The following is a 12,331-nucleotide window of genomic DNA, read 5'->3' on the forward strand; positions in this document are numbered from 1 at the left end:
TCTCCCTACGACTGTGCCCCCGATCCCGCCGAAACGCCCCCGCTCGTCACGACCCTTTTTCCGCCCCCGCCCGGCACCCCGCGCCCACACGGCCGCGGAGCGCCCACCACCCGAGTCCGGAGCCATGAGCCCGCTGCTGCGCCGCAAGCCCCCCAAGAACCCCGCCGACAGCACCGTCACGCTGATCGGCAAGCCCGGCTGCCACTTGTGCGACGAGGCGCGGGAGGTGATCGTCACGGTCTGCGACGAGCTGGGCGCCTCCTGGGAAGAGAGAGACATCTCTCAGGACGCCGAGTTGCACCGCCTCTACTGGGAGCAGATTCCGGTCGTCCTGGTCGACGGCGCACAGCACGACTTCTGGCGCGTGGACCCGGACCGCCTGCGCAAGGCGCTGGGCGGAGGCTGAACCCCTGCGGCCCTGGCGCCAACCTGCAGGTGGGCGGCGCGCGGAGGCGGCGACGCGCGACAAGGGGAGGCCCTTGGCGGTGGGTTGACGACTCCGGGCGCTTGGATTCGCGGACGAGCGTGGCCACCGGAGCGCGGTAACACATCTGTAGGGGGAAGTTCACGCGTCCGAATCCTCCCGACTCCGGATTGACCGGTCGGGCTGGCTATGCTCACGTCATGTCCCTCCCGTCGCCCGACCACCGTTCCGGTTGGCGTCCCTCCGCAGTGCACCTCGGATGGGGATGGCTCACGCGCCGCAGGCGCCCCGCGACCGCACGCAGCGTGCTGGCCGGCGAGGCGGCCGCCGAGGCGGCCCGCAAGACCTCGCAAGAGATCGAGATGGAGACCGGCGAAGAGCCGGCCGAGCCGGAGTTCCCCGTCGCCGGGGACTCCTGCGCCGCCGCCTTCTTCGACCTCGACAACACCGTCATGCAGGGTGCCGCGCTCTTCCACTTCGGCCGCGGCCTGCACAAGCGCAAGTTCTTCCGCAAGCGCGAACTCGTCCGGTTCGCCTGGCAGCAGGCATGGTTCCGGATGGCGGGAGTTGAGGACCCGGCCCACATGGAGGACGCCCGCAACAGCGCGCTGTCCATCGTGAAGGGTCACCGCGTCTCCGAACTCATGGAGATGGGCGAGGACATCTACGACGAGTACATGGCCGAGCGCATCTGGCCGGGCACCCGTGCCCTGGCCCAGGCTCACCTCGACGCGGGCCAGAAGGTCTGGCTCGTCACCGCGGCCCCGGTGGAGACGGCGACGATCATCGCCCGCCGCCTCGGGCTGACCGGCGCGCTCGGCACGGTCGCCGAGTCCGTCAACGGCATCTACACCGGCCGGCTGGTCGGCGAGATCCTCCACGGCCCGGCGAAGGCCGAAGCCGTACGGGCGCTGGCGGCTGCGGAGAGCCTGACCCTGTCCCGCTGCGCGGCGTACAGCGACTCGGCGAACGACATCCCGATGCTGTCGATCGTCGGCCATCCCTACGCGATCAATCCGGACAGCAGGCTGCGCAAGCACGCGCGCGAGCACGGCTGGCGGCTGCGCGACTACCGCACGGGCCGCAAGGCGGCAAAGGTCGGCATCCCGGCGGCGGCCGGGGTGGGCGCGCTGGCGGGCGGAGCCGCGGCCGCGGTCGCACTGCAGCGCCGCCGCCGCTAGGCCGTGTCCTGCGGATCGCCTCGGACCACGGCAACCGCACGGCTCCCCCCGGAACTTCGCGCAGGAGGTACCTCGCGCCGGCAACCGCCGGGTGGGGGGTCCCAGCGGTAGCCGTGGAAGGGCCCCAACAGCGGACGCCGCGGGCCGATCCGAGCCGATCCGAGCCGATGCGAAGACACGATCTGGACCCGGGAGCGATGCAGGGCGCGTAGCCAACACACAAATCGCCCTGTGACCCAGGCCACTTCACGGTCCGCGACGGCGCAGCGGTCGCCCCTCCGTCCGCGTGACGCGCCGTTCCCTCGCAACGCAACGGCCCGACTCCCTCACCGAAATCCGCGAGCGGTGCAACACGCGCGCCCGCGTGGTGCGCGAAACGCGCGGGAACCGGATCGTTCCTGGCCGCGTCATGGGAGACGTGCCGCACCGGAACGGACAACGCGGTTGGGTCATGGCCAATCCGAGCCACATACCCCGATGAACCTCCTGCCAGTCCTGATGTCGCCGGGCTGCCATGACTTGGGCGCCACTCGGGCGGATCGAGCAAAATTCCGATCATTATCTATCGAATGTTCGATATTCTATCGGTCGCTAATTCGTAACAGAGCGTTCCGACCCGGCGATTTGAGCAACTCGGCGTAGCACAGCCTGTACGAAGCGTTATTCTCCTCAGACGCAAACCGGTACCCACACGTCCCTACGACGGGTGAACGGTCCCGCACTGCACGTGATGGAAGCTCTGCCTCTGGGAGTCCCGTGTACCCACACGTCGGGGTTGACGCCTCGGGCCTGGCTACGCTCCGCGCGACGGTCGCCGACCACATGCGCGGCATCGTCCCCACCGCGTACGCCGTCCCCGCCTTTGCCGCGCCTGTCCCTGCCGGCCCTGCCGGCCCCGCCTACGCCCTGGCCGAGAACACCGCGGCGGTCAGCAGACGTTCGCGCGCCGCGAGCGGCGCCACCACCACCCGACGCCCGGCCGCCGACAGCGACAGCCGCCGGATGATGGACCTGGTCGAGCGCGCCCAGGCGGGCGAGGCCGAAGCGTTCGGGCGCCTCTACGACCAGTACGCCGACACGGTGTACCGCTACATCTACTACCGCGTCGGCGGCAAGGCGACGGCGGAAGACCTCACAAGTGAGACGTTCCTGCGCGCCCTCCGCCGCATCGGGACGTTCACCTGGCAGGGCCGTGACTTCGGTGCATGGCTCGTGACGATCGCCCGCAATCTGGTCGCCGATCACTTCAAGTCCAGCCGGTTCCGCCTCGAGGTCACGACTGGCGAGATGCTGGACGCCAACGAGGTCGAGCGCAGCCCGGAGGACTCCGTCCTCGAGTCGCTCTCCAACGCCGCGCTGCTGGAGGCCGTCCGCAAGCTCAACCCTCAGCAGCAGGAGTGCGTCACACTCCGCTTCCTTCAGGGCCTGTCGGTCGCCGAGACGGCCCGGGTCATGGGCAAGAACGAGGGCGCCATCAAGACGCTCCAGTACCGGGCGGTCCGCACGCTGGCCCGGCTCCTGCCGGATGACGCCCGCTGAACCGGGAAGCACGGCGACCGGAGCCCACACGCAGAACACGCAGCCACAGATGCCGACACATACGGTGACCCCCAGATGACCCAGCGGTCGGATCATCGTGACTGCGTAACCCGGCTGCATCACCGCTCGTTGTCCGGGGTGCAGGCTCCTTGTGGTCGCATGCTGTCCAGATTGCGTCACTCGAAAGAGTGGTTGCGCTCAAGGTGTGCAACCTTCCATACGTGCCAGGGAGTTGCAGGTGATGACGAGAGGAGGTGCCGCCCGTGATCGCGAATGTATCGGCGCACCGGCGGGCGAACGCCTTCGCCCAGGCCCTGGATGAGCGGCAGGCCGCCCAGGACCGGACGCCCGAGCAGACCTGTGCTCCGGCTGCGGCGGACGAGCAGGACGGGCTGTCGGCGGTGGCGGTGAGGCTCGCCCGGATCCCGAAGCCGGAGTTGGACGAAGAGGTCAGGACCGTCCAGCGGGCCCAGTTGGTCGCCGCCATGGAAGCCATGCTCTCCGAAGAAGCGGGGTCCGACGGTCCGCGCGTGCCCGAGCAGCGGCGGAGGGGGGCCCACCGGGCGGCGTCGCTCAACAAGCTCAGGCCGCGGTCCCGCTGGTCGCAGGGGCTGGCGGCGGGCGGGCTCACGGTCGGCGTGGCGGCGGGGGCGTTCAGCGGTGTGGCCGCGGCCAGTTCCGACGCTCTGCCCGGCGACTCGCTCTACGGGCTGAAGCGCGGCATGGAGGACCTGAAGCGCGGCATGGCGGACGACGACTCCGACCGTGGCGAGCTCTACCTCGGCCAGGCGTCCACGCGGATGAAGGAGGCGCGCAGGCTCATGGAGCGCAGCCGCGCCGGAGACTTGGACCAGGAGTCGCTCGGCGAGATCCGCCGGGCCCTCTCCGGCATGCGTGATGACGCCTCCGAGGGCCACCGTCTGCTCTCCGCCGCGTATGCCCGCGACGGCTCGCTCGCCCCCATCCAGGCGCTGGAGTCGTTCTCGACGTCCAACCGTCGTGGGTGGAGCGAGTTGCGCGACCGGCTTCCGGTCCAACTCACCGATGTGAGCGACGGCGTGACCTCCGTCTTCGACGCCATAGACGAAGAGGTCGGTCCGCTGAAGTCGCTGCTGCCCGCCGCCCCCGGCAGCTCGGGCCCCTCCCGGGGCGTGGCAGGGGACTCCTCCGGTCCGGGCGACTCGAAGGCCTCACGGGATTCGGCACCCTCCTCGTCGGGCTCTTCGGCCGGGCGAGGGGCGACTGGAGGCAGCACTCCGCGGCCCAGCGAATCGCAGCGCCTGGACGAGCGGTTGATCGGCGGCGCCGGCGATCTTCTCGACCCGCCGAGGGGCAGTGCGTCGACACTGCCGGGCAGCAGTGGTGGCAGTTCGGGCAGTTCGGCGAGGCCGGACATCACGCTCCCGCCGCTGCTTCCCGGCCTGCTCCCGGGCCTGGGCATCGACGGAGACGACAGGTAGACCGTCCGTACGGCCCGTACAGGCGGCCGTGTACCGGCTCGTCGCACAACGGCGCCCGGCCTCCTCCCGTATCCACGGTGAGGAGGCCGGGCGCCTTTCGCCGTGCCGCCGCGGTCCGGGCCGCCCTGCCGCCCTCTCACGGTCCGGGCCGCTCTGCCGCGCCCTCAGAAGAACACCGACCGCCGCTGCACCAGCAGTTTGTACAGCGTGTGCTGAATCGTTTCGCGCACCTGGTCCGTGAGGTTGAACATCAGCATCGGATCCTCGGCCGCCTCCAGCGGAAAGCCGTCGGTCGGAATCGGCTCACCGAACTGAATCGTCCACTTCGTCGGCAGCGGTAGCGCGCCCAGCGGTCCGAGCCACGGGAAGGTCGGGGTGATCGGGAAGTACGGGAAGCCAAGTACGCGCGCGAGGGTCTTCGCGTTCCCGATCATCGGGTAGATCTCCTCGGCCCCGACGATCGAGCACGGCACGATCGGCACCCGCGCCTGCAGTGCCGTGGAGACGAAGCCGCCCCGCCCGAAGCGCTGCAGCTTGTACCGCTCCGAGAACGGCTTCCCGATGCCCTTGAAGCCCTCCGGCATCACCCCGACCACCTCGCCGCGCTCCAGCAGTCGCTGCGCGTCCTCGGCGCACGCGAGGGTGTGACCAGCCTTGCGCGCCAGCTCATTGACGACCGGCAGCATGAAGACCAGGTCGGCCGCGAGCAGCCGCAGATGGCGTCCCGCCGGGTGGTTGTCGTGCACCGCGACCTGGAGCATCAGCCCGTCCATGGGCAGTGTCCCCGAGTGGTTGGCGACGATCAACGCACCGCCGGTGTCCGGGATGTTCTCGACGCCCTTCACGTCCACCCGGAAGTACTTGTCGTAGAGCGGGCGCAGCAGGGACATGAGGACCTGATCGGTCAGCTCCTCGTCGTAGCCGAAGTCGTCGACCTCGTAGTCCCCGGTCACCCGGCGCCGCAGGAACGCAAGCCCCTGCGCCAGCTTCCGGTCCAGCCCGCCGCCCCCTCGCCGCCCCTCGGCAGCCTCCCCGGGCCCTTCCCCGCCCTGGGCGCCCGCTCCGGTCTGCGCCTCCTCCTCGCCCCCCGTGACCTGTTGCTCGGGTACGGGAGAGAGCTGGCCCGCCCTGCGCCCGTTCACCTTGGACTTGGGCTTGCCCGCCTTGCCGCCGCGACGCGACCTCGGTTCCTCGCCGAAGGGGATGACCTTGGCATCGGCCATGTCAGGTGCGCTCCTCACTGGGGGCCGCGGAGACGAGGTCCGCGAGCCGGTCGACGGTACGGGCGAGGGTCTCGGGCGGGAGGAGTCCCGGTCCGCGGCTGCGCGCGAAGTCCGCGAAGGTCTCCGCCGTTGTGCAGCGGGGGTGGAAGCCCAGGGTCTCGCGCATCTGCGTCGTCTGCACCACCCTGCCGTGGGTGAGCAGCCGGATCTGCTCGGGCGAGAAGTCGGTCATGCCGACCGAACGCAGGGCCTGTCCGAACCAGGTGACGGCCGGCAGCAGCACGGGCACGGTGGGGCGGCCGAGCCGTCTGGCGGCCTGCGAGAGGAGCAGCACGCCGTCACCCGCGATGTTGAACGTGCCACTGTTGAGCGTGCCGCGACGGGGTTCGAAGGAGGCGAGCCGCAGCACCTCCATGACGTCATCCTCGTGGACGAACTGCAGCCGCGGGTCGTAGCCGAAGACGGTGGGCAGGACCGGCAGGGAGAAGTAGTCGGCGAGCGGTGTGTCCGCGCGGGGACCGAGGATGTTGGCGAAGCGCAGGACGCAGACGGCCACATCGGGCCGCCGGCGCGCAAAGCCCCGGACGTAGCCCTCCACTTCCACCGCGTCCTTGGCGAAGCCGCCGCTGGGCAGCGACTTGGGCGGCGTCGTCTCGGTGAAGACGGCCGGATCGCGCGGCGCGGAGCCGTACACGCTGGTGGTCGACTTCACCACGAGACGCGAAACGGAAGGCGCCTTCTGGCACGCACCGAGGACCTGCATGGTGCCGATGACATTGGTTTCCTTGATGGTGCTCCGGCTGCCGCGGGTGCCGAGCGGAGTGCCGGTGACGTCCATGTGAACCACGGTGTCCACCGAGTGCTCCGCGAGGACCTTCGCGATCGTCGGCTGCCGGATGTCGGCCTGGACGAACACAGCCCCGCCGAGCCGGTGCTCGGGGCGTACGGCGTCGACCCCGATGACCCGGTCGACGTCCGGTTCGCGCTGGATACGCCGTACGAATCGGCCCCCGAGCTGTCGCGCGACACCGGTGACGAGCACGACTCTGCCCAAGATCAGCGCCTTCCTTCCCGCACTTCGACGGCGTTCGGGTCTGTTGCTTCCGCGGTCACCGTATCGAGTGGATGTTGCACTGTGGTGACCCGAGGATGCATAGAGCTACATTTCCAGCCGGACGCGGGACACCGGAAGACGACGAAGCCCTCCCACCGGCGAATGGGTGGGAGGGCGTCGTGTCACCTTCAGCCGTCGCTCACTTCTTGTTGCGACGCTGAACGCGGGTGCGCTTGAGCAGCTTGCGGTGCTTCTTCTTCGCCATCCGCTTACGCCGCTTCTTGATAACAGAGCCCACGACTACCCTCGCTCACTTCGAGTCACTCGGTGCGGGGCGTCCGAGCCCACACTACCTACGGCGGCTCAGCCTACCCGGCACAGAGAGAGGATCGTAATCCGAGGGTCGTCGTCAGGCGGTCTCCACCCCCACGTAGGACTCGCGGAGATAGTCGTGGACCGCCTGCTCCGGAACCCGGAAGGACCTCCCCACCCTGATAGCAGGCAGATGACCACTGTGCACCAAGCGGTACACGGTCATCTTGGACACGCGCATCACCGTGGCAACCTCCGCCACAGTCAAGAACTGAACCTCGTTCAGAGGCCTCTCGCCAGCAGCCATGACACACCTGAACCTTCCGCACATGACGGGCACCGGCTTCCCCTCCGGTGACTTCTCGTCCCTGTGCGCTCTTCCCCAGAGTAGGGGCGTGTGATGCAAGTGGGGAAGAGGAGCAGCCATCCAACGCCTACCGTGACAGACAGGCTCGATTGAGTACATAGCGTGTGAGCGGACGGTAGTGGCGTGAAGGCACGGCGTCATCGAGTGGAACGGTCACCGACACCAGGCCTTCCGCCTCGCCGACGAACGGCGCGGGATCGTCCGTATCCGCCAGCCCGATGGTCTCGATTCCCAGCTGACCAGCCCCGCAGACCCATCCGTGGTCCCCGACGACCAGCGCGGGGAGAGGCGTGCAGGCATCGGCCGCGGCGGACAGAGCGGCCCTGACCGGGAGCGGGGAGTGGGTGTGAGCACCCCCGTCGGCGGCGTCACGGCTCGTGCCCGGCTCGCGTACGAACGCGACGCCCCGTACGTAGTCGAGGCGGTACGTGCGTACGCCGAACCGGGTCGTTATGTCGACACATCGACCATGCGCTGGTGTGAGAACAGGACATCCTGCCGCCGACAGCGCAGCAGCCAAGGAAGCGTAGAAAGCCAGGAGCCGGTGGGGGTGGCCGGTTCCGAGGAGGACGGGGGCGCGGGCGGCCGCAACGGCGCCGAGCCGTTCGGCGAAAGCATCGAGCGCGGCCATCGTACGGTCGGGATCGATCACATCCGGCCCCGATACATGTCGAGGATCGTTGGAAACACCACAGCGATCGGCCATCAACCGCAGCAGATCCGACTCGTCCCATGACCGTTCGGGCTCGAGGCCGAGCAGCACCCTTGGATCCCCCGCGGCGAAGAGCCGGTAGCTGCGCAGGCTCTCCTCGCGGGAGGTGGTCACCGTCCCCGCCAGCCGCGCCGCCACCAGGTGCGCACGTAACGCTCCAGCACTCAGCACGCCCCCGATGCTCGCCCATGGCCCGGCCCACGGGCCCGGGATCGACGGTACGACCCACGGTCGGCGTAATTCTGCGTCGCCGAGTGGACCGCCGTACGGCCGGAAAGCGGCGGGGAGTTGGCGCGATGTACCGCCCTGAGCGCACGAAAGTGTGTGGCCGCGGCGGGCGTTCCGAGACACTGCTCGAACGCTACTAAGAGCACGACGCCCATACGACGTACGCGGCACTGGGGACACGTACGCCACGGCAACGCGTGCGGCACAGCGACACGTACGCCACGGCAACGCGTGCGGCACAGCGACACGTACAGCACTGCGGCACAGCGACACTTGCTGCCCCGCGACACGTACAGCACCGCGGCACAGCGACAGGTGCGGCACAGCGACACGTACAGCACTGCGGCACAGCGACACTTGCTGCCCCGCGAAACGTAAGAGCATCGCGACCCGTGCGGCGCGAGGCCATCACCGCCGTACGAGCAGCGCTACGGCATCAGCCCATGCGCCGGGAAGACCGCCATCCGCGTCGCGCGGATCGCCTGGTCCAGCCGGTCCGCCGGGTCGTACCCCGAGTCCTCCCAGTCCCGCCACACCGGCCGGCGCCCGTCCGTCATCCGCCCCGGCCCCATCTGCCGCGTGCTGGCGTAGACCTGATGGCGCCAGTCCTCCGGTACGAGCGACTCCGGTTCCACCGGCCGCTCCGCCGCGATCCCCACGAGATGCGTCCACGATCGCGGCACCACATCGGCGATCGCGTAGCCGCCGCCCCCCAGGGCCACCCAGCGCCCCTCCGCGTACTCATGGGCCAGCCCGTGGACCGACTCGGCCATCGCCCGCTGGGCGTCCAGGCTTACCGCGAGATGCGCGAGCGGATCCTCGAAGTGCGTATCGGCTCCGTGCTGCGTCACCAGCACCTGCGGCCGGAAAGCGGCCAGCAACTCCGGCACCACCGCGTGGAACGCGCGCAGCCAGCCCTCGTCGCCCGTACCGGCCGGGAGCGCCACATTCACGGCGCTGCCCTCCGCGCCCGGGCCACCCGTCTCCTCGGGCCACCCGGTCTGCGGGAACAGCGTCCGCGGATGCTCGTGCACCGACACCGTCAGCACCCGCGGGTCATCCCAGAAGGCGGCCTGCACGCCATCGCCGTGGTGCACGTCGACGTCCAGGTACGCGACCCGTTCCACGCCCAGCTCCAGCAGCCGGGCAATGGCCAGTGCGGCGTCGTTGTAGATGCAGAAGCCGGCGGCACTGCCCGGCATGGCGTGGTGCAGCCCGCCCGCGAAGTTCACGGCGTGCGGCGCCTCCCCCCGCCACACCGCCTCCGCGGCGCCCACCGACTGCCCGGCGATCAGAGCCGACGCCTCATGCATCCCGGCGAACGCGGGATCGTCCTCGGTGCCGAGCCCGTACGAGCCGTCCGCGGTCTTCGGATCGGCCGACACCCGCCGAACGGCCTCGATGTAGTCGGACCGGTGGACCAGACGCAGCGTGGACACCCCGGCCGACTTGGCGGCCACCACGTCCACCGCCCGATCCAGCCCGAACGCCTCCACCAGGCGCATGGTCAGTGCCAGCCGCACCGGATCCATGGGGTGTCCGGGCCCGAAGTCATAGCCCGTTACTGCCTCGTCCCACATCAGCTGTGCACGGCCGCTCATGCTCGCCACCGTATCGGGTTGGTTCAGCGCCGAACGATCGGGCGTACACGAGTGTCACCAGCACCAGCGCCATCGGTACGAGCATGGCGCCCCGGTAGCCCCATACATCCCCCAGTCCACCGACGAGGGGCGATCCGACGAGGAAGCCCACGTAGTTGAAGATATTGAGGCGCGCTACGGCGGCGTCGGACGCGTCGGGGAAGAGACGGCCCGCGGCGGCGAAGGTCTGCGGGACGATCACCGACAGGCCGAAGCCCAGCAGGGTGAAACCCACCATCCCCCACCAGGCGCCGGGCGCCAGCGCGACGGCGACGAACCCGGTAGCCGCGGTCACCGTCCCCGCCCGTACGACGGTCACAGCCCCGAACCGGCGGACTCCCCGGTCCCCCACGGACCGCCCGAGGAGCGTCGTCACCATGTAGACGTTGTACGGGACTGTGGCCAGCTGCTCGGAACTGCCGAGCACGTCCTGGAGGTATTTCGCGCTCCAGTTCGCCACGGTCGAGTCGCCGATGTACGCGCAGGTCATGACCAGGCACAGCGGCAGCAGCAGCTTCATCGAGAGCCCGGCTCCGGCGGCCGCGGTCCTGCGGCCGCCGCCCGTGTGCGAAACCGGTGGCGGGGCCGGAGCGATGACGCCCGGGCGGGCCTGGTCGACGTACCAGCGGCTCGCGACGAGCACGACGGGGACGAGCACCGCCACCACCGGCCCGTACAGCACTGCCAGCGACAGCTTCCAGTGCGCGCCGCCCCAGGCGAGCGAGGCACCGAGGATCCCCCCGAGGCTGTACGCGGCGTGGAAGCCGAGCATGATGCTGCGCCCGTACGCCCGCTGCAGGCTGACGCCGAGCATGTTCATGGACGCGTCCAGGCCCCCGACGGCGAGCCCGAACACGCCGAGGGCAGTGGCGAGCTGCCACAGTTCGGTCCCGGCGCCTGCGGCGAGAAGGGCGAGGCAGACGACGGGCTGGATCCACCGGAGGACCGTGCCCGGACGCACCCGCCTGACCAGGTGCTCGGTCAGGACGCTGCCGACGCCGGCGAGGACCGGTACCGCCGCGAGGAAGACCGGCAGGTAGGCGTCGCTGAGCCGATAGCGGTCCTGGAGCGCCGGGATCCGCGTCACGAGCAGCGCGAAGCAGGCCCCCTGTACGAAGAAGCTGATCGTCAGCGAGGCCCGGCCGTGCCGCAGCTTTGCGTCCATGGCCGTGGAGCGTACGACCGGCTGCTACCGCTGGGTAGACGCTGTCAGGGACGAATCGGGCCGGGACGACTCGGCGCCGACGCCCGACCGGGAAGCCGGCGTCTCGGTCGAGAAACCGGAACGGCTCAGGCGGGGGACGTCGGCCGGCGACTGGACGGCTCAGGCGGGGATCGGCCACGACTGGACGGCTCAAGCACGGGCGGGGCGTCTCGGGCCGAGGCGTGAACGGCTCAGCCGAGGAGCGGCAGAAGACCCGTCATGTCGGCGAAGCATGCGGTGGCGGAGGCGAGTGCGATCGCCGGGGTCATGGCGGTGAAGCCGTACACGTCCATACCGGCCGCACAAGCCGCCCGGATCCCGAGCGGGCTGTCCTCGACGACCGCGCACCGATCGGGCGCCACCCCCATGGAGGCGGCGGCATGGAGGAAGAGGTCGGGGGCGGGCTTTCCCCGGCCGACGTCCTGCGCGCTGAAAATGCGGCCCTCGCCGAACCGGTCGTAAAGGCCGGTCTTGCCCAGGGCGACCCGAATCCGCTCATGACTCCCGGAAGAGGCGACGCAGTACGACACGTCCCCGCCGGCCAGCTTGTCCAGCACCTCGTCCACGCCGGCGACCGGCCGCAGTTCGCGTCGGAACGCGTCGAAGACGCGTGTATGGAAGACATCGTCGAAGTCCTCCGGGAGTCGCTTTCCGTGGCGCTCCAGGACGAGTTCGTGGATCCGGTGCATGGCCGAACCCATGTAGTCGCGTATGGAGTCCTCGTACGTGGTGGGGTGGCCCAATTCAGTGAGGTACGTGGCGAGGATCGTGTTGGATATCGGCTCACTGTCGACGAGGACGCCGTCGTTGTCGAAGATCACCAGGTCGTAGCGCATGGCTGCAGCTTAGACGCAGAAATGCCTCAACCCCCGGGCGATGCCCGGGGGTTGAGGTCAATGTTTGTTCGGCGGTGTCCTACTCTCCCACAGGGTCCCCCCTGCAGTACCATCGGCGCTGTAAGGCTTAGCTTCCGGGTTCGGAATGTGA

At 69.7% G+C, this 12,331-nt stretch carries 12 protein-coding genes and 1 rRNA gene; 4 read left to right on the plus strand and 9 right to left on the minus strand.

Annotation, left to right across the window (positions count from 1 at the left end):
* The first annotated feature begins 124 nt into the window (after positions 1-124).
* The 4 genes from AB0M26_RS27355 (at position 125) to AB0M26_RS27370 (ending at position 4,604) form a co-directional block, all read left to right on the plus strand.
* On the plus strand, positions 125-406 hold the full coding sequence (locus AB0M26_RS27355; protein WP_365264988.1) for a glutaredoxin family protein: 282 nt from the start codon (positions 125-127) through the stop codon (positions 404-406).
* Positions 407-624: 218 nt separating this feature from the next.
* The gene (locus tag AB0M26_RS27360; protein WP_365264990.1) at positions 625-1,605 is read left to right on the plus strand and encodes an HAD-IB family hydrolase; all 981 of its coding nucleotides are present in this window, start codon (positions 625-627) and stop codon (positions 1,603-1,605) included.
* 756 nt (positions 1,606-2,361) lie between these two features.
* The gene (locus AB0M26_RS27365; RefSeq protein WP_365264992.1) at positions 2,362-3,144 is read left to right on the plus strand and encodes an ECF subfamily RNA polymerase sigma factor, BldN family; all 783 of its coding nucleotides are present in this window, start codon (positions 2,362-2,364) and stop codon (positions 3,142-3,144) included.
* Between the two features lie 263 nt (positions 3,145-3,407).
* Positions 3,408-4,604, plus strand: a complete 1,197-nt coding sequence (locus AB0M26_RS27370) for a DUF5667 domain-containing protein (RefSeq protein ID WP_365264994.1) — start codon at positions 3,408-3,410, stop codon at positions 4,602-4,604.
* Positions 4,605-4,768: 164 nt separating this feature from the next.
* On the opposite strand, the gene AB0M26_RS27375 is transcribed toward AB0M26_RS27370, so the two are convergent.
* The 9 genes from AB0M26_RS27375 to rrf all read right to left on the minus strand — a co-directional run.
* Positions 4,769-5,827, minus strand: a complete 1,059-nt coding sequence (locus AB0M26_RS27375) for a lysophospholipid acyltransferase family protein (RefSeq protein ID WP_365264996.1) — start codon at positions 5,825-5,827, stop codon at positions 4,769-4,771.
* 1 nt (position 5,828) lies between these two features.
* The gene (locus tag AB0M26_RS27380) at positions 5,829-6,881 is read right to left on the minus strand and encodes an NAD-dependent epimerase/dehydratase family protein (RefSeq protein WP_365264998.1); all 1,053 of its coding nucleotides are present in this window, start codon (positions 6,879-6,881) and stop codon (positions 5,829-5,831) included.
* 199 nt (positions 6,882-7,080) lie between these two features.
* On the minus strand, positions 7,081-7,179 hold the full coding sequence (locus AB0M26_RS27385; RefSeq protein WP_003948845.1) for an AURKAIP1/COX24 domain-containing protein: 99 nt from the start codon (positions 7,177-7,179) through the stop codon (positions 7,081-7,083).
* 111 nt (positions 7,180-7,290) lie between these two features.
* Positions 7,291-7,500, minus strand: a complete 210-nt coding sequence (locus AB0M26_RS27390) for a helix-turn-helix domain-containing protein (RefSeq protein ID WP_351507891.1) — start codon at positions 7,498-7,500, stop codon at positions 7,291-7,293.
* Positions 7,501-7,627: 127 nt separating this feature from the next.
* Positions 7,628-8,443 carry a phosphatase gene (locus AB0M26_RS27395; RefSeq protein WP_365265001.1) on the minus strand — a complete coding sequence of 272 codons (816 nt, stop codon included), beginning with the start codon at positions 8,441-8,443 and terminating at the stop codon, positions 7,628-7,630.
* 485 nt (positions 8,444-8,928) lie between these two features.
* The gene (locus AB0M26_RS27400; RefSeq protein ID WP_365265003.1) at positions 8,929-10,101 is read right to left on the minus strand and encodes an acetoin utilization protein AcuC; all 1,173 of its coding nucleotides are present in this window, start codon (positions 10,099-10,101) and stop codon (positions 8,929-8,931) included.
* Positions 10,052-11,305, minus strand: coding sequence for an MFS transporter (locus tag AB0M26_RS27405; RefSeq protein ID WP_365265005.1), 1,254 nt, complete (start codon positions 11,303-11,305; stop codon positions 10,052-10,054). Before AB0M26_RS27405 ends, AB0M26_RS27400 begins: the two co-directional genes overlap by 50 nt.
* Positions 11,306-11,535: 230 nt before the next feature.
* Positions 11,536-12,180 (minus strand): HAD family hydrolase, encoded by a 645-nt coding sequence (locus AB0M26_RS27410; RefSeq protein ID WP_365265007.1) that lies wholly within the window; start codon positions 12,178-12,180, stop codon positions 11,536-11,538.
* A gap of 66 nt (positions 12,181-12,246) precedes the next feature.
* Positions 12,247-12,331 (minus strand): 5S ribosomal RNA (gene rrf, locus AB0M26_RS27415); the annotation flags it as partial.

The organism is Streptomyces sp. NPDC051776, from assembly GCF_040681345.1.
Lineage (GTDB): Bacteria > Actinomycetota > Actinomycetes > Streptomycetales > Streptomycetaceae > Streptomyces.